The organism is Solidesulfovibrio carbinoliphilus subsp. oakridgensis, from assembly GCF_000177215.2.
GTDB lineage: Bacteria > Desulfobacterota > Desulfovibrionia > Desulfovibrionales > Desulfovibrionaceae > Solidesulfovibrio > Solidesulfovibrio carbinoliphilus.
Genome location: NZ_CM001368.1, coordinates 2,107,475 through 2,123,837, shown reverse-complemented (window position 1 = coordinate 2,123,837; position 16,363 = coordinate 2,107,475). Strand labels below are relative to the sequence as shown.

The window sequence follows — 16,363 nt, the reverse complement described above, 5'->3', positions numbered from 1 at the left end:
GCATCCGTCCGCGGGCGGGGCGGGCGCGCGTGGCGCCGCCCCGGCCCGGCTGGGCGTTTTGGGCCTACTCGCCCTTTTTCTTTTCGATAAAGGAAATGGCGTCCTGGACTTTCTGGATCTGCTGGGCGTCCTCGTCGGAGATCTCGACGCCGAATTCCTCTTCCATGGCCATGATCAGTTCGGTCAGGTCCAGGGAGTCCGCGCCCAGGTCGTCGACGAACTTGGCTTCGGGGTTGACCTCGCCGGCGTCCACGCCGAGCTGATCCACGATGATTTCCTTGACTTTTTCCGCGACAGACATGAGTTCCTCCAAGTGATGGCCGAATTTTGTGACGTTTCGATTACATGTACATGCCGCCGTTGACGCCAAGGACCTGGCCCGTGACGTAGGCGGCTTCGTCGCTGGCCAGATAGCCCACGGCAGCGGCGATTTCGGACGGGGCGCAGGCCCGCTTGAGGGGGATGCGCTCGTTAAACGACGCCTTGACGGCGTCGGGCAGGCCGGCGGTCATGTCGGTTTCGACAAACCCCGGGGCCACGGCGTTGACCGTGATGCCGCGCGGGGCCAGTTCCAGGGCGGCGGATTTGGTCAGGCCGACGAGCCCGGCCTTGGCCGCGGCGTAGTTGGCCTGGCCGGCGTTGCCGGACTGGCCGACCACGGACGTGATGTTGACGATGCGGCCGGCCCGGCGCTTCATCATGATCTTGGCCGCCTCGCGCAGGCAGGTGAAGGCCCCGATCAGGTTGACGCCGATGACGGCGGCGAAATCCTCGTCCTTCATGCGCACGATCAGCCCGTCGCGGGTGATGCCGGCGTTGTTGACCAGGACGTGGAGGTCCGCGTCCTTCAGGTGCCCGGCGAAAAAGGCGGCCACGGCGGCCGGATCGGACGTGTCGAGAGCCAGGGCCCGGGCCTGGCCGCCCTCGGCCACGATGGCGGCCGCCACGGCCGCGGCTGCGTCGGGTTTGCTGACATAGGTGAGGACCACGTCGAAGCCGTCGCGGGCGAGCCGCCCGGCCACAGCCGCGCCGATGCCGCGAGACCCGCCGGTGACCAAGGCCGTACGCATGGCAAAGCTCCTTGCGGCGCTTCGGGGTGAGGCACCCGAGCCGCACTGCCGGAAAGGTTGTTGGGGCGGGGCGAGGGGCGGTTTGCCGCCCGTACCGGGCAGGGCGACACCCTAGCCGATACGCCCCGCAACATCAAATGCGTTTTGCGGCCGGCCTCAAAACTGGAGGATGGCCGCGCCCCAGGTGAATCCGCCGCCAAAGGCCCCGAGCAGGACTTTGCTCCCGGGTTTGATCCGGCCTTCGGCCCGGGCCTCGACCAGGGCGATGCCGATGGTCGAGGCCGAGGTGTTGCCGTAGCGGTCGACGGTGACCATGACTTTCTCCCGGGGGAGGGTGAGTTTCTTGGCCACGGCTTCCATGATGCGCAGGTTGGCCTGGTGGGGGATGAAGAGGTCGATGTCGTCCCAGGACAGGCCGTTGGCCGCCACGACTTCCTCGCACACGGTGGCCATGCTGCGCACGGCGTGCTTGTAGACCTCGGGCCCGTTCATCTGGAGGAAAAAATCCTCGTCAATGACGTCGCCGAGCTTGTAGGGATGGCCGGAGCCGCCGCCCTTGATGGTCAGCAGATGCCCGAGGGACCCGTCGCTGGCCAGGCGGGTGTCGATGATCCTGGCCCCCCCCGCGGCCGGGGCCTGCCCGGTGACCACGGCGGCGGCGGCGGCGTCGCCGAAAAGGACGCAGGTGCGGCGGTCGGCCCAGTTGGTGCGCGAGGTGAGCACCTCGGCCGCGGCCACCAACACCTTGGCCTCGGGATGCAGGGCAACGACCGCCCGGGCCATCTCCAGGCCGTAGATGTAGCCGCAGCAGGCGGCGTTGACGTCCTGGACCACCCGGCCCCTTATGCCGAGCTTTTCCTGCATGAGACAGGAAGCCGAGGGGGTGTAGTAGTCCGGGGTGACGGTGTAGAGAAAAATGTGGGTCAGCGCGTCGGCGGCCAGGCCGGCGTCGGCCAGGGCGGCCTTGGCCGCGGCGGCGGCCATGTCGCTGGTGGCCTCGCCCGGGGCGGCGATATGGCGCTCTTTGATGCCGGTGCGGGTGGTTATCCACTCGTCCGACGTCTCGACGAGCTTCTCCAGATCGGCGTTGGTCAGCACCTTTTCGGGCGCGTAAAAGCCAAGGCCGTGAATATAGGCGTCTTGTTTCATGTAGTGGGGACTTAGCTTTGGTCGTTTGCGGCCTGACGGCGCGTTCCGGCCAGGTCGATGTTTTTGGCCACGGCTTCGGACAGGTGGTCGTTGGCTTCCATCTCCACGAACCGGGCGGCCATGCGCACGGCGCTCGACATGGCCTTGCTGTTGGACGCTCCATGGCAGATGAGGCAGATGCCCTTGAGGCCAAGGAGCGGCGCGCCGCCGTACTCGGCGTAGTCGACCAGACGCGAGAAACGCTTGAGCGCGTTTAGGGCCAGCATGGTGCCGATCTTGCCGAAAAAGCCGCGACGCAGCTCGCCCTTGAGCAGACGCCCGAGGGAGGAGGCCAGGCCTTCGGCCTGCTTGACCACCACGTTGCCGACGAACCCGTCGCAGACCACCACGTCCACGTTGCCGGTGAACAGGTCGCGGCCTTCGATGTTGCCGACGAAGTTGAGCGAACTCAGGCGCAGCAGGTCGAAGGTTTCCTTGACCAGCAGGTTGCCCTTGCCCGACTCCTCGCCGTTGGAGAGAAGCGCCACGGCCGGGTTGGGCCGGCCGAGCATGGTCTCGGCCAGGACCGAGGCCATGACGCCGAACTGGAGCAGGTGAAACGGCTTGCAGTCCACGTTGGCCCCGACGTCGATGATGACGCAGTGGGACTTCTCGGTCGGCATGAACGTGGCGATGGCCGGCCGGTCCACGCCCGGGGCGCGGCCGATGGTGAACATGGCGCAGGCCAGGGTGGCCCCGGAGTGGCCGGCGGAAATGACGCCGTCGGCCGCGCCGTCGCGCACCAGGTTGCAGGCCACCTGGATGGAGGAGTCCTTCTTGCGGCGCAAGGCCTCGGTCGGCTTCTCCTCCATCTCCACCACCTGGGAGGCGTGGACAATGGAAACCGGCAACCCTTTCACGTCGTAACGGGCAAGCTGGGCGGCAATGGCCGCCTCGTCGCCGACGAGGATGACTTCCGCCTTGCCGGCTCTGGCGGCGTGCAGGGCGCCGGGGACGACCACGTGGGGACCGAAGTCCCCGCCCATGGCGTCCACGGCGATGCGCGGCTTGTTATTCGGCATCGTCCTTCCGCAGCATCTGGCGGCCGCGGTAGGTGCCGCAGCTCGGGCAGATCCGGTGGGGGACGGTGGGTTCGCCGCAGGAGCAAAGGACGACCGTGGGCACGGCCACGTGGTCGTGGGAACGGCGCATGCCTTTGCGGGACTTGGAGATTTTTCTATTGGGGACGGCCATGGCGATTACCTCGCAAGGGGTTTGGGGTCAGGTATCACAAGACGCGTGGCCAATTGAAGGCAAAGCCGTCAATTCGGGCCGCGCGGCACCTTCAGGTTCTTGAGCACGGCCAGCCGGGGGTCGCCCTCGTCCGCGCCGCAGTCGCAGGGGCCTTCCCGCAGCGGCTTGCCGCATTGCGGGCAAAGTCCCGGACAGTCCTCGTCGCAAAGGGGCTTGACCGGCAGGGCAAGAAGGAATTGTTCCCACAAAAGGCTGGCCACGTCCAGTTCGAGGACCTTGCCCCGGCGGCGTAGCAGCCCGGGTTCGAGGGAGACCGCATCTTCCAGGGGAGCTTCCTCGAACAGCTCGAAATCGGTGTCGATCTCGATGGTCGTGTCCTCGGCGCACCGGTCGCAGGGCGTGATGGCGCGCCCCTTGAGGGTTCCCCGGATGAGCAGGCCCCGGCCCTGGGGCGTGAGGGAAAGCGTGGCGGCAAGGCCGCCGCCCGGCCCGTCCAGGCGATGGGGCAGACGGAATTCCCTTATGGAATCGGTCCACAGCGCCTGGTCGGAAAACGAAAATTCCCGGCCGGACGCCGGGAGGTCGGTGATATCAAGCCAGAGTTCGAACATGGTTCCCTCGCGAAGATGAGAGTGCTAGACTGTGGCCCGGCGGTTGTCAAGAAAAAGCTTGCCAAGGCTTCCCTTCCAATGTACCTCACAAAATTCTTTGCGTCACTGCGAAAAACCGCGTGGCCGCCAGGTGTCCGGACGCGCTCCGGGCGGGCGGACACCCGCGAAGAATCTTTCCGGGAGGAACCACATAATGGCCAAGATCTGCGAGCATTGCGGCAAAAAGCCCCAGAGCGGCAACAACGTCAGCCACGCCAACAACAAGACCAAGCGCCGTTTCGAGCCCAATCTCGTCAACGTGCGCGCCCAGCTGCCTTCCGGCGAAGTCAAGACCGTGACCGTGTGCACCCGGTGCCTGCGTTCCGGCGCGGTGACCAAGCCGGTCGCCAAGACCGCCTAGGTTTCGCTTCCCCCGTTTTTTCGGACGGCCCGCGTCGGCGGGCCGTCTTTTTTTGCGTCCAAACCGCTAGCCCGCCTCCTTCTCCGGCGGCGGCGTGACCAGCACCCGGTCGATGCGCCGGCCGTCCATGTCCACCACCTCGAAGGTGGCGCCATGGGCCGCGAACGTCTCCCCCATGTCCGGGATGCGGCCCAGATGCGTCAGCACGAACCCGGCCAGGGTGCCCTCGCCAAAGCTTTCGGGCCACGGCTGGGGCAGGCCGAGGAGGGCGGCCACCTCGTCCATGGGCGTGGCCGCGTCGATGAGAAACGAGCCGTCGGTCCGGCGCACCACGGACGGTTCCTCGGTCGAGCCCGGGCCCGGCAGATCCCCGACCATGTCCTCGAACACGTCGGTCACCGTGACCACGCCGAGCACGTCGCCGTATTCGTCCACCACCATGGCCAGCCGGGACTGGGGCGCGGCCTTGAAGTGGGCGAGCAGATCGAGCCCGCGCAGGGTCTCGGGCAGAAACGGGACCTGGACCAGATGGGCGGCCAGGTCGAACCGGCCGGTGCGCAGCCGGTCGGCCACCACGTCCTTGGCCCGCACCACGCCAAGGACCTCGGCGAAGTCGCCCCGGCAGACCGGAAACCGGGTGTGGTGGCTGGCCAGGAGCTTCTCCAGGTTTTCGGCCTCCGGCGCGTCGGCGTCGAGCCAGTCCACCCGGGACCGGTGGGTCATGATCACGCCGAGCGGCCGGTCGGCCACGCGCAACAGCCGCTCCATGATGTCGCGCTCGGCGTGTTCGAGCACCCCGTGGAGCGCGCCCTCGTGGAGGAGCCCCCGGATGTCCTCCTCGGTCACGGCCGGCTCGTTGCCGCCGGCCAGGCCAAACAGGCGCAGGAATCCCTTGGTCGCGACGCCAAGGAACCATACGGCCGGCACGCTTGCCACCATGAGGCCGCGCATGACCGGGGCCGTCCACATGGCCAGCTTCTCCGGCCGGGCCAGGCCCAGGCGCTTGGGCACCAGTTCGCCAAGGAGCAGCGTCAGGACGGTGATGGGCACGACCACGGCGGCCAGGGACAGGGCATGGGCGTAGGGCGCGAGCCGGGGAACGCCGCGCAGGACCTCGGCCAGGGCGGCGGCCAGGGTCGCCCCGCCGTAGGCGCTGGCCAGGACCCCGGCCAGGGTGATGCCGATCTGCACGGCCGAGAGAAAGGATTCGGGATGCTCGCGCAGGCGCAGGCACAATTTGGCGCGTTGGTTGCCGGCTGCGGCCAGGGCGGAAAGCCGGGCCTTTCGCGAGGCGACCAGGGCCATCTCGGCCATGGCGAAAAAGCCGTTTATAAGGATGAGGACCAGCACGGCCAGCAGTTCAAGCGTCATCGCGGTCATGGCGGCTCCGGTTGCGGCGCGGGGCGCCGGCATGGGGGCAGGATAACAGAGGCGGGGGCAAAGGCGAAGGGCGGCCTTGACCGCATTTTGCGTCGTGGATATTGCTATCGATATTGAGAAGGAGGTGGCCCATGCAGATTTGCGTGCATCTGCCGGAGGAGTTGGCCGTGCGGTTGCGGGCCGCGGTGCCGGCCCGGGAGCGCAGCGCCTTTATTGCCGACCTCTTGCGCCGGGCCCTGCCGCAGGAGGACGATCCCCTGTACCGGATCGCCCGGGCCGTGGAAGAGGACGCGGCCCTGGCGGCCGAGATGGCGGACTGGGACGTGACAGCGGCCGATGGCCTGGGCGGCGGCGATGCGCCGCGGTGAGGTCTGGTGGGTGGACCTGGACCCGACCCGGGGCAGCGAAATCCGCAAAAAGCGTCCCGCCGCCATCCTGACCGTGGACGCCCTCAACAAGGCCCGCCGCACGGTGGTGGTCGTGCCCCTGTCCTCGGCCGCCACACCCCGGCCGCCCCTCGTGGTTCCCATGGAATCGGCCGGGAAGGGTTCCGTGGCCGTGTGCGACCAGATCCGGGCCGTGGACAAGTCGCGGCTGGTCGAGCGCCTGGGCGAGCTTTCCCTGGCCGATCTTAAAATTTTGGCCGCGAGCGTGGCCGTCGTCCTTGGCCTCTAGAAAACGCAACACGCCCTCCGCACGCGGCCGTCTGGCCGCGCCCGGAGGGCGTTGTCATTGGATCCGCGATCCGCGGCTACAGCGAAAGGGCCCGGTCGATACGGGCCAGGACGCGCTTTTTGCCCATGACGGCCATGGTCTCAAACAGGCCCGGACTGGCCGTGCCGCCGGTGATGGCCACCCGGATCGGCTGGGCCAGGAGCTTGAACTTGATGGCCTTGGCTTCGATGTAGGCGTGGAGGGCCGTCTCCATGGACGGCTGGTCGAAGCAGCACAGGGCATCGAGGATGGCCCGCACGTCGGTGAGGTGCTCGCGGACCTCGGGGGTGAAGAATTTTTTCACCGCCGCCAGGTCGTATTCGAGATCGGCCGTGCGTTTGACAAAGGGCTCGGCCTTCTCGGCCATCTCGACCAGGGTCTGGGCCCGGGCCTGGAGCAGCGGCACCACTTGGCCCAGGTATTCCAGGTCCTGGGCCGGGTAGCCCTTGCGCTCCAGGAAGGCGTTGACGAAAACCGCCAGCCGCGCGGCCGGGCTTTCCTTGATGTAGTGGGCGTTTAACCACAGAAGCTTGGTCTTGTCGAAAACCGAGGCCGAGGAGCCGAGGTTGTCGGCGGAAAAAAGTTCGACCAGCTCCTCGCGCGAAAAGATCTCCTGGTCGCCGTGGGCCCAGCCGAGCCGCACCAGGCCGTTTAACATGGCTTCCGGCAAAAATCCCTCGTCCTCGTACTCCATGACGGCGGTGGCCCCGTGGCGCTTGGACAGCTTTTTCTTGTCCGGCCCGAGGATCATGGGCACATGCCCGAACTTGGGCAGGGGAAAGCCCAGGGCCTTGTAGATGAGGATCTGGCGCGGCGTGTTGTTCAAATGGTCGTCGCCCCGGATGATGTGGGTGACGCCCATGGTGGCGTCGTCCACCACCACGGCCATGTTGTAGGTGGGGGAGCCGTCGCTGCGGCGAAGGACCATGTCGTCGAGTTCGGCGTTGTCAAAGGACACCGATCCCTTGACCATGTCGTCGACCACCGTGGCCCCGGAAATCGGGGCCTTCAGGCGCACCACCCGCCCTTCGCCGGGGCCGAGGCCGGCCTCGCGGCAGCGGCCGGAATACTTGGGCTTGAGGCCGTTGGCCCGGGCGGCCTCGCGCATGGCCTCGACTTCGTCCGGCGTGCACGAACACCAGTAGGCGTGTCCCGTGGCCAGCAGTTTGTCGATATGTTCGTTATAGATGTCGAACCGCTGGCTCTGGTAGGTCAGTTCGCCGTCGTGGTGGAGCCCCAGCCACTCCATGGCGTCGAGAATGGACTTGGTCATGTCGGCGTTGGAGCGGACAAGGTCCGTGTCCTCGATGCGCAGCAGGAACTTGCCGCCGTGGTGGCGGGCCAGGAGCCAGTTGAAAATGGCCGTGCGCGCGCCGCCGATGTGCAGGTAGCCGGTGGGGCTCGGGGCGAACCGGGTGACGATGGTGCTCATGTTGCGCTCCAAAACGGAAAGGGAGTCCCTTGCGGAACTCCCCGGGGTGGCGAAAGGTTTGGACCGGGGACCGGATCGGCCTTGGGGCCGGGAGGTAGCCTCTTTGGCCTGCGCCGTCAACAGGACCGCCGGGCAGGCGACCGGCCGGGGATGGGCAAACCACCCGAGGCGTGCTAGAGGGCGGACAACGCGATTTGCCCGGAAACCCCAACCGGGCCGTGGAGTCCCTCAAATGCTCAAGAAAGCCGTCTCGTTGCTCCTTTTCCTCTCGCTTTTCCTCATGGCGCTGACCTCGCTTGTGGTCTTCATCGAACCCTCCGCCCGGGTGGCCTCGTGGGCCAACTGGTCGTTTCTCGGCCTCTCCCGGCAGCACTGGGAAGGGGCGCACCTCGGCATGGGCCTGCTCTTCCTCCTGGCCGGACTGGCCCATGTGGCCCTCAACTGGGACGGGCTCTTAAGCGCCCTGCGCGATGACGACGGGGTGGTCGTCGTCTTCACCAAGCCCTTCTACCTGGCCCTCGGCCTGGCCCTGCTCGTCTTTGTCGGCTCCCTGGCCGGGGCCCCGCCCATACGCCAGCTCGTATCCCTGTCCGGCTACATCAAGGAACGGGCCGTCGAGACCTACGGCGAGCCGCCCTATACCATGGCCGAGAACTCGACCCTCGAAGACCTGGCCCGCCGCATGGGCATGGACGGCGACAAGGCCCTGGCCCTGCTTCGGCTCAAAAATATCAAGGCCGAAAACGCCTCCCTGACCCTGGCCCAGATCGCCCGCCAAAACGGCGTGGCCCCGGGCGGCGTGTTCGAAGCCCTCAAGATGGTGATGGAACCCTCGGGTGGGACCCAAAACGGCCTGCCCAAGGACCCGCCCCCGGGACTTGGCCGGCGAAGGCTCTCCGACATCTGCGAGGAATACGGCCTCGACCAGGCCGCCACCATGGCCCGCCTCCAGGCCGCGGGCCTGAAGGCCCAGCCGTCCTGGACCCTGTCCGACGTGGCCAAGAGCAACAACGTCCTGCCCATCGCCGTCTACGAGGCCCTGCGCGCGGAAAAGCCGCAGACGGCCGTCACCGTGGAAGTGGCCCCGGCTCCGGCCGAAAGCAGCCCCCAACCCCCCGCGCCCCCGGCCCCGCAACAGCCGGCCGCCCCGACCCACGCCGCCCCGCAACCGGCCCCGGTCGCTCCGGCCCAGCCCGGCCCCGGCCAGCCGGCCGCCTTGCCTGCCGCTCCCGTACCCGGCCTGCCGCCGGCGCAACCCGCGCCCCATCAGGCCGGAGTTCCGGTCCCGGCCGCCCAGCCCGGCTACGGCCCCCTGCCGGTCGCGCCCCAGGCCCAGCCCGCCCTGCCGGGACAACCCGGCTACACCCAGGCGCCGGCCGCCGCTGTCCCGTCGCCCCAGGCCCCGGTGACGCCGCCGCCGGGCCTCGAAAAGATGATGCTCCAAACCTTCTGCCGGGAATACGACATCCCCCTGTCCGTGGCCGTGCAACGGCTGGCCCGGCACCGCGTCACCGCCTTCGGCGACATGACTTTCGAAGAACTCGCCCTCGAAAACAACCGCACCCCCGTCGACATCATGCGCTTCGCCACCGGCCAGTAGAGGCGAAGAGAGAGGAAGACGCCTCCGGCGGCCGGGGGGCGTCACGCCCCCCGGACCCCCGAGCGGGATGGGCGGGCGTGGGGGAAGCGGGTGCGGAGAGATGGCCGTGGGCGGGTGCGCGTCGGCCCCTTTCGGGTGGGTCCGGGAGGGGGTGACCCCCTCCCGGCCGCCGGAGGCCTCTTTCTTCCCTCTTCCCTACGCCGCGGGCCGTACTTCGACGCGGTTGCGGCCGCCGCTTTTGGCTTGGTAGAGGGCGGCGTCGGAGGCGGCGAGCAGGGATTCGGCTTCGATGTCCATGTTGGGGACGACGCCGGAGATGCCGATGCTGACGGTGACGATTTCGGCCACCCGGGAGCTGGCGTGTTCGATGGCGGCGGCGCGGACGTTGGCGCGGATGAGGCCGGCGATGGACAGGGCCCCGGCCAGGTCGGTGCCGGGCAAAAGCGCCACGAATTCCTCGCCGCCGTAGCGGGCGACGAAATCGCCGGGCCGTTTGAGGGCGGCCTCGATGGCCTCGGCCACCTGCCGCAGGCACAGGTCGCCTTGCAGGTGCCCGTAGGTGTCGTTGTAGTCCTTGAAGCAGTCAATATCGATCATGAGCGCCGAGAGCGGGGTGCCGTCGCGGCGGGAGCGCAGCCATTCCTTGCGAAAGACGTCCTCGAAGCAACGGCGGTTGGGCACGCCGGTCAGGCCGTCCTGGTTGGAGAGCTGTTCGAATTTGCGGGTGAGGGCTTCGAGTTCGCGTTCCCGGGCCTTGCGCTGGTCCATCTCTTCCTTGAGGCGCAGGGCGGAGCGGACGCGGGCCCGCAGTTCCATGCTGTTGACCGGCTTGGCCAGGAAGTCCATGGCCCCAGCCTCGAAGGCGCGTTCGAGGCTTACGGCCTCGTCCTTGACGGTGACGATGATGATGGGGATGTCGCGCAGCCTCGGATCGGCCTTGATGAGCCGGGTGGCGTCGATGCCGTCCATGTCCGGCATGACCACGTCCATGAGGACCAGATCCACGTCCGGGGCTTCGTAGGTGCGGCAGCGCTCGTCGAGGAGAGCCAGGGCTTCGCCGGCGGAACCGGCGCACAGCGGCTCGACGTAGCCTGCGCCCTTGAGAATGGTGGACAGGAGCAGGCGCGAGGAGTCGGAGTCGTCCACGATCAGGATGTTCATGCCGATCCCGGTGAGGCGTGCTTGGCCATGCTTGCGAAGTCCGATGCCGGCTGTTCCGCCGAACCACTGCCGCACGGCCGCCGTGCAGGCGACACCGTCAGGCAGTCCGGCCGAGCCGGAAGCAGTATGCGTCACGGCCTGCATCTTGCCCCAATAAAGGAAAAAAGCAACCGTCAGCCGCCGGCCCGGATTCCCAGGCGGTCGGCCAGGCGGGCCATGGTGGCCTCGTCGGTGAAGTCGAAGCGCAAGGGCGTCAGCGTGATGTAGCCCTGGGTCAGGAGGGCCCGGTCGGTTTCGGGGGACAGGCTTTCCGGCGGGATGACGCCGGTCAGCCAGTAGTAGTTGCGGCCGCGCGGGTCCTGGCGGGTGACGTACCAGTCGTTGTACACGGCCGAGGTCGGCGGGCAAAGCCGCAGGCCCAGGGTCTCTTCCACCGGCCGGGACGGGAAATTGAGGTTCAGGACGCAGCGCGGCGGCGCGGCCTCGAAGGGGCGGCCGGCCAGGAAATCGGCCACGTAGCGGCCCTGGCCGGTCAGGTCGGTCGGGGCGTAGTCGTCGGCCGAGACGGCCACGGCCGGGTAGCCCATGAGCGCCCCTTCGGTGGCGGCCGAGACCGTGCCCGAATAGAGGATGTCCACGCCGACGTTGGCCCCGGCGTTGATGCCGGACACCACCACGTCGGGCTTTTCGGTGATGAGCGTGGTCAGGGCCAGCTTGACGCAGTCGGCCGGCGTGCCGGAGACGCCGAGGCCCGCAAAGCCGTTTTCCTTGAATTCCTTGACGCGAAGGGGGGTGGCGATGGTGATGGCGTGTCCGACGGCCGACTGTTCGGAGATGGGAGCCACCACCAGGACGTCGTGGCCGGCGGCCACCAGCCCTTTGTAGAGGTCCCGGATGCCGACGGCCTGGATGCCGTCGTCGTTGGTCAGCAAGATACGCATGCGCTTCCCCCGTGCCGGGCTCGCCGGCGCTGGCACTATGCCCAAGGCGAACGGGATTGACAACCGCCCCGGCCCCGGGCAGGTTCCTTTTTCATCTAACCCCAGCGGCATCCTCGTGATTCAAAAAGCACAGTTCATAAAAGACCTGACTCCCGGCCAGACGGCTTCGGACGTCTTCTGCATCGGCGCGGCCCGGCTCGGCCAGGCCAAGAACGGCCCCTTCTGGACGCTGACCCTGGAAGACGTTTCCGGCCGGATCGAGGCCAAGATATGGAGCCCGGCGGCCCAGGCCTACGCCGAGCTGGCCCCAGGGCAGTTCGTCCTGGTCGAGGGGCCGGTCGGGGCCTACCGCGACCGGCCCCAGATCAACATCGACCGGCTGCGGGTGCTCCCGCCCGGGGAGTTCGCCCCGGACCTGGCCCAGTTCGTGCCGTCGAGCGAGGAACCGCCGGAAGGGCTGCTCGAAAAACTGGCCGAGCTGTGCCGGGCCGAGATCGCCCATGGGCCGTGGCGGAAATTTTGCGCCAGGGTCCTGTCGCACCCGGAATTCCGCGACAGGCTCCTGGAGGCGCCCGGGGCCAAGAGCGTCCACCACTCCTACCGGGGCGGGCTTCTCGAGCACACCCTGGCTGTCTGCCGGCTGGCCCTTTCCATTTGCGACCGCTATCCGGCCCTCGACCGCGACACGCTCCTGGCCGCCGCCGTCTGCCACGACCTCGGCAAGGCCTGGGAGCTTTCCGCCGGACCGGGCACGGACTACACCGACGCCGGGCGGCTGCTCGGCCACATCGTCATCACCCTGGAACTGGTGGAGCCGCTGCTCAAGAAATCCGGCGTCGAGCCCGAGCTGGCGCTCCATTTCAAGCACATCCTGGTCGCCCACCACGGGGAATACGAATTCGGCTCCCCGCGCCGGCCCAAGACCGCCGAGGCCTTCGCGCTCCACTTTTCGGACAACATCGACGCCAAGATGAACCAGATTTTCGGCTCCTTCGAATCCGACGAGCCCGGCCAGTGGTCGCCCTATGTCCGCACCCTGGAACGCTACCTCTACAATCCGCCCCGAGCGCCGCGCGAGGTCCCGGAAAAGCCCCCGAAGCCCCGGGAAAAGGACGTGCAGCAGTGTTTATTACCCTTGAAGGGATAGAAGGTTCGGGCAAATCCACCCAGATCGGGCTTTTGACCACCGCCCTGGAGCGGACCGGCAGGACCGTGCGCGTCACCCGGGAGCCGGGCGGCTGCGGCCTCGGCCAGACCCTGCGCGCCATCCTCCTGTCGCTTGAGACCCGAAACCTCGACAGCCGGGCCGAACTCTTTCTCTACCTGGCCGACCGGGCCCAGCACGTGGCCGAAGTCATCCGGCCGGCGCTGGCCGCCGGCCAGGTCGTCCTGTGCGACCGGTTCGCCGACTCCACCATCGCCTACCAGGGCTACGGCCGCAGCCTCGACGTGGCGCTGCTCCAGCAGTTAAACGACGTGGCCGTGGCCGGGACCTGGCCGCAGCTGACCCTGCTTCTCGACATCGACCCGGAGCAAGGCCTGCGCCGGGCCCTGGCCCGCAACCTGCAAGCCGGCACCACCGCCGCCGAAGGCCGCTTCGAAGCCGAGCACCTCGATTTCCACGGCCGCGTCCGCGACGGCTACCGCACCCTGGCGAGCTTGCACCCCCGCCGGTTCGTCACCGTGGACGCCACCCCGGATGCCGCCACCGTCGCGGCCAGGGTCTGGGACGTGGTGTCGCAGCGATTGGGCGGATAGGGGAGGGGAAGAAAAGATGCCTCCGGCGGCCGGGAGGGGGTCACCCCCTCCCGGACCCACCCGAAAGGGGTCGACGCGCACCCGACCACGACTACCCCGCCAGCCGCTTCCCTCCATTCCCGCTCCCCCGCCCAGGGGGTCCGGGGGGGATGATCCCCCCCGGCCGCCGGAGGCCTCTTTCTCTCACCCGCGTCTCGCCAACCGGGCCAGGGCCGCCGCCAGGCCGGTCCATTCGACGGGCTTGGCCAGATAGTCATCCATGCCGGCGGCCAGGAACCGTTCGCGGTCGCCGACCATGGCGTGGGCGGTCAGGGCGATGACCGGGGTGGCGGCCCTGGGGCCGTGGAGGGCGGCGTCGCGCAGGAGGGCCAGGGTTTCGAGGCCGTCCATGCCGGGCATCTGGATGTCGAGCAGCACCGCGTCGACGGTTTCGCGGCCGAAAATGTCGAGGGCCTGCCGGCCCGAGGCCGCTTCGAGGACGGTGTGGCCGGCATTTCGCAGCAGGCTGCCGACGGTCAGGCGGTTTATGCGTTCGTCCTCGACGAGCAGGATGCGCAGCCCGGGGGTGGCGGCCGGCGGTGCGGCGGGGGTGGCGTCCCGGGCGGGTCCGGCCGCCGGGGCCAGGGGCAGCAGGCACATGACCATGGTGCCGATGCCGGGCTCGCTGTCGAGCAGGACCGTGCCGCCCATGAGGCGCACGAGCCGGTCCACGATGGAGAGGCCGAGGCCCGCGCCCTGGTGGATGCGGGTGTTGGAGGCGTCGACCTGGGTGAAGGTCTCAAAGACGGTGTCGTGCTTGTCGTGGGGGATGCCGATGCCGGTATCGCCGACGGCCAGGGCCAGCCGCCTGCCGCCGGTTTCGTCGGCCGGGTGCCAGCCGGCTTCCAGGGTGATGGTGCCGGACCGGGTGAATTTGACGGCATTGCCGACGAGATTGAGCAGGATCTGGCGGATGCGTCCCTCGTCGCCAAGCAGCAGGGCCGGCACGTCCGGGTGGATGGCGGTTTCGAGGGCAAGGCCGCGCTGGTCGAGGGTGACGGCGAAGACGGTCTGGATGGAGGCGAAGACCTCGCGCAGGCTGAAGGGGTCGGCGACGAGGACGAGCTTGCCGGATTCGACCCGGGACAGGTCGAGGATGTCGGTCAAAAGCCGGGTCAGCCGCCGGCCGCAGTCCAGGGCGGTGACCACGCAGTCGCGCTGGTCCCCGTCAAGGGCCGTGTCTTCCACAATCTGGAGCATGCCGAGCAGGCCGTTTAACGGGGTGCGGATCTCGTGGCTCATGTTGGCCAGAAATTCGCTTTTGGATTTGTTGGCGGCCTCGGCGGCCTCCTTGGCGGCGGCCAGGCGGGCTTCGGACAGGCGCAGGGCTTCTTCGGCCTGTTTGCGGTCGGTGATGTTGGTGAACATGCCGACCGAGCCCAGGAAGCGGCCCGACGCGTCGAACTCGCTGCTGACGGCGATGATGGTCCAGATTTCCCGGCCGTCCTGCCGTTTGAGCCGCCGTTCGTAGACGCCGCCGCCGGGCGGCAGGACTTCGCGGCGCAGCATGGCCCGGTGGAGTTCCCGGTCCTCGGGGAAGAGGAACTCGCTGGCCGACCGGCCGATCATGCCGGGTGCGTCGCAGCCGAGCATGGCGGCCATGACGGCGTTGACGTAGGTGGTGCGCCAGCGGGCGTCCACGGCCCAGATGCCCTCGTTGGCGGTTTCCACGATGCGGCGGTAGCGGACTTCGCTTTGGGCCAGGGCCCGGGCGGCCTCCTTGCGGGCGGTGATGTCGCGGATGATGCCGACCACGTGGCGGCGGCCCAGGCCGTCGACGTGGAGGGTCTTTCGGGTCATGAAGGTGCGGTGGCGGCCGTCGGCGTCCACGGCCGACTCTTCGGCGATGTCCTCGAAGCCGCAGACCAGGACCATGGCGTCGTTTTTGAGGGAGGCGGAGCCGAAGCGGCCGGGGAATACCGTGGCCGCGTTGCGGCCGAGGATGTCCGGCCGCGACCGGCCGGCCAGGATGCAAAAGGCGTCGTTGACGAGCAGGAAGCGGCCGTCCGGGCCTTTGACGTAAAAGGGATCGGCCAGGGTGCCGACCACCCGTTCCAGGAACAGGTCGTCGCGCCGCCGGGACCGCCGACGGCAAAGGGCGGCCGCGCCGACGGCCGTGACCAGGGCCGAGAGGCCGGCGGCCAGCAGGACGCTCCAGGTGGTTTCCACTCCGGGTTTCTCCCCAGGGCATCGAATCCCAAGGCCCGGGACGCCGGAGGCGAGGGCCGGGCTTCCCGTCGGGGCCGGCGTATCCGGAGGCCCGCGGGCGCGCGGGTCAGCCCAGGGCGGCCAGGGTCTTTTCCAGGGGCCGGCGTTCCGGCACCACGGGCAGGGGGGCCTTGCCGTCGCGCACGGCCGGGGAGACGTACAGGCCGCAGAAGCAGGCCCCGAACTCGGCCACGTCCGGGTCGCGGTAGACGCATGGGCAGACCACGTCCCGGTCCAGGGCGAAGGTGCCCGAGGCCAGACGGCAGGGGCAGGCCATGTAGCCGTAGCGTTCCTTGTTGGTGAGCAGGCTGGCCAGCAAATCCAGGGTCATGGCCCTGTCGGGGTTGAAAAAGCTCCCCTTGGCCTCCTGGAGGGGCTTGAGCTGCTCGTAAAGTTCGTTGGCGTTCATTTCTTCTCGCACTTGGACAGGGCTTCCTCGATCTCCTCGCGGCGGAAACCGACGATGACCTTGTCCCCGATGACGATGGTCGGAAAGGACACGGCGGGGTTGAGCTTGCGCACGATGTCCATGACCTGGTTGCGCTCCTCGCCGGACAGGAAGTCCACGTGGGTGCAGTCGTAGGGGATCTGGTGGTCTTCGAGGTATTCCTTGGCGTGCTTGCAGTGCACGCAGGTGGAGAGGGCATAGACTTTGATGTCGGACATG

Annotated in this window: 19 protein-coding genes; 6 read left to right on the top strand and 13 right to left on the bottom strand. The window is 68.3% G+C overall.

Going from position 1 to position 16,363, the window contains the following annotated elements; all coding sequences use genetic code 11:
• Nucleotides 1–64 precede the first annotated feature (64 nt).
• The 6 genes from DFW101_RS09245 to DFW101_RS09220 form a co-directional block, all read right to left on the bottom strand.
• Nucleotides 65–301, bottom strand: coding sequence for an acyl carrier protein (locus DFW101_RS09245; protein ID WP_009181243.1), 237 nt, complete (start codon nucleotides 299–301; stop codon nucleotides 65–67).
• 40 nt (nucleotides 302–341) lie between these two features.
• Nucleotides 342–1,070 (bottom strand): 3-oxoacyl-[acyl-carrier-protein] reductase, encoded by a 729-nt coding sequence (gene fabG / locus DFW101_RS09240; RefSeq protein WP_009181242.1) that lies wholly within the window; start codon nucleotides 1,068–1,070, stop codon nucleotides 342–344.
• A gap of 156 nt (nucleotides 1,071–1,226) precedes the next feature.
• Nucleotides 1,227–2,219, bottom strand: coding sequence for a beta-ketoacyl-ACP synthase III (locus tag DFW101_RS09235; protein ID WP_009181241.1), 993 nt, complete (start codon nucleotides 2,217–2,219; stop codon nucleotides 1,227–1,229).
• A gap of 11 nt (nucleotides 2,220–2,230) precedes the next feature.
• Nucleotides 2,231–3,280 (bottom strand): phosphate acyltransferase PlsX, encoded by a 1,050-nt coding sequence (plsX, locus tag DFW101_RS09230; RefSeq protein WP_009181240.1) that lies wholly within the window; start codon nucleotides 3,278–3,280, stop codon nucleotides 2,231–2,233.
• Nucleotides 3,270–3,452: a 50S ribosomal protein L32 gene (gene rpmF, locus DFW101_RS09225; RefSeq protein ID WP_009107479.1), complete on the bottom strand. Its 183-nt coding sequence runs from the start codon at nucleotides 3,450–3,452 to the stop codon at nucleotides 3,270–3,272. Before rpmF ends, plsX begins: the two co-directional genes overlap by 11 nt.
• A 68-nt stretch (nucleotides 3,453–3,520) precedes the next feature.
• Nucleotides 3,521–4,063, bottom strand: coding sequence for a YceD family protein (locus DFW101_RS09220; protein WP_009181239.1), 543 nt, complete (start codon nucleotides 4,061–4,063; stop codon nucleotides 3,521–3,523).
• A gap of 193 nt (nucleotides 4,064–4,256) precedes the next feature.
• On the opposite strand from DFW101_RS09220, the gene rpmB reads away from it, so the two are divergent.
• Entirely contained in the window at nucleotides 4,257–4,463 is a 207-nt protein-coding gene (gene rpmB, locus DFW101_RS09215; RefSeq protein WP_009181238.1) for a 50S ribosomal protein L28, read from the top strand.
• A 66-nt stretch (nucleotides 4,464–4,529) separates the two neighbouring features.
• Here the strand turns inward: rpmB and DFW101_RS09210 are convergent, their stop codons facing one another.
• Entirely contained in the window at nucleotides 4,530–5,843 is a 1,314-nt protein-coding gene (locus tag DFW101_RS09210) for a hemolysin family protein (protein ID WP_009181237.1), read from the bottom strand.
• 131 nt (nucleotides 5,844–5,974) lie between these two features.
• Here DFW101_RS09210 and DFW101_RS09205 point away from each other — a divergent pair, with 131 nt between their 5' ends.
• Nucleotides 5,975–6,211: a hypothetical protein gene (locus DFW101_RS09205; protein ID WP_009181236.1), complete on the top strand. Its 237-nt coding sequence runs from the start codon at nucleotides 5,975–5,977 to the stop codon at nucleotides 6,209–6,211.
• Nucleotides 6,198–6,518 (top strand): type II toxin-antitoxin system PemK/MazF family toxin, encoded by a 321-nt coding sequence (locus tag DFW101_RS09200; RefSeq protein WP_009181235.1) that lies wholly within the window; start codon nucleotides 6,198–6,200, stop codon nucleotides 6,516–6,518. Before DFW101_RS09205 ends, DFW101_RS09200 begins: the two co-directional genes overlap by 14 nt.
• Before the next feature lie 76 nt (nucleotides 6,519–6,594).
• Here the strand turns inward: DFW101_RS09200 and gltX are convergent, their stop codons facing one another.
• Nucleotides 6,595–7,989 carry a glutamate--tRNA ligase gene (gltX, locus tag DFW101_RS09195; protein WP_009181234.1) on the bottom strand — a complete coding sequence of 465 codons (1,395 nt, stop codon included), beginning with the start codon at nucleotides 7,987–7,989 and terminating at the stop codon, nucleotides 6,595–6,597.
• Between the two features lie 232 nt (nucleotides 7,990–8,221).
• Between gltX and DFW101_RS09190 the strand changes: the two genes are divergently transcribed.
• On the top strand, nucleotides 8,222–9,589 hold the full coding sequence (locus DFW101_RS09190) for a DUF4405 domain-containing protein (RefSeq protein WP_009181233.1): 1,368 nt from the start codon (nucleotides 8,222–8,224) through the stop codon (nucleotides 9,587–9,589).
• A 195-nt stretch (nucleotides 9,590–9,784) separates the two neighbouring features.
• Here DFW101_RS09190 and DFW101_RS09185 read toward each other — a convergent pair whose 3' ends face one another.
• Nucleotides 9,785–10,750: a diguanylate cyclase gene (locus DFW101_RS09185; RefSeq protein WP_009181232.1), complete on the bottom strand. Its 966-nt coding sequence runs from the start codon at nucleotides 10,748–10,750 to the stop codon at nucleotides 9,785–9,787.
• A 173-nt stretch (nucleotides 10,751–10,923) separates the two neighbouring features.
• A complete protein-coding gene (gene surE, locus DFW101_RS09180) occupies nucleotides 10,924–11,691 on the bottom strand; it encodes a 5'/3'-nucleotidase SurE (RefSeq protein ID WP_009181231.1) in 768 nt (255 codons plus the stop codon).
• Between the two features lie 37 nt (nucleotides 11,692–11,728).
• Between surE and DFW101_RS09175 the strand changes: the two genes are divergently transcribed.
• Nucleotides 11,729–12,838, top strand: a complete 1,110-nt coding sequence (locus DFW101_RS09175; protein ID WP_009181230.1) for a 3'-5' exoribonuclease YhaM family protein — start codon at nucleotides 11,729–11,731, stop codon at nucleotides 12,836–12,838.
• Nucleotides 12,814–13,449 carry a dTMP kinase gene (gene tmk, locus DFW101_RS09170; protein ID WP_009181229.1) on the top strand — a complete coding sequence of 212 codons (636 nt, stop codon included), beginning with the start codon at nucleotides 12,814–12,816 and terminating at the stop codon, nucleotides 13,447–13,449. Before DFW101_RS09175 ends, tmk begins: the two co-directional genes overlap by 25 nt.
• 183 nt (nucleotides 13,450–13,632) lie before the next feature.
• Here the strand turns inward: tmk and DFW101_RS09165 are convergent, their stop codons facing one another.
• The 3 genes from DFW101_RS09165 to DFW101_RS09155 all read right to left on the bottom strand — a co-directional run bounded on the left by DFW101_RS09165 (nucleotide 13,633) and on the right by DFW101_RS09155 (nucleotide 16,362).
• The gene (locus DFW101_RS09165) at nucleotides 13,633–15,657 is read right to left on the bottom strand and encodes a PAS domain-containing hybrid sensor histidine kinase/response regulator (RefSeq protein ID WP_009181228.1); all 2,025 of its coding nucleotides are present in this window, start codon (nucleotides 15,655–15,657) and stop codon (nucleotides 13,633–13,635) included.
• Nucleotides 15,658–15,763: 106 nt separating this feature from the next.
• Complete coding sequence (locus DFW101_RS09160) at nucleotides 15,764–16,105, bottom strand: ferredoxin-thioredoxin reductase catalytic domain-containing protein (RefSeq protein ID WP_009181227.1); 342 nt, start codon at nucleotides 16,103–16,105, stop codon at nucleotides 15,764–15,766.
• Nucleotides 16,102–16,362 carry a glutaredoxin family protein gene (locus DFW101_RS09155; protein ID WP_009181226.1) on the bottom strand — a complete coding sequence of 87 codons (261 nt, stop codon included), beginning with the start codon at nucleotides 16,360–16,362 and terminating at the stop codon, nucleotides 16,102–16,104. Before DFW101_RS09155 ends, DFW101_RS09160 begins: the two co-directional genes overlap by 4 nt.
• Nucleotide 16,363: the final 1 nt, after the last annotated feature.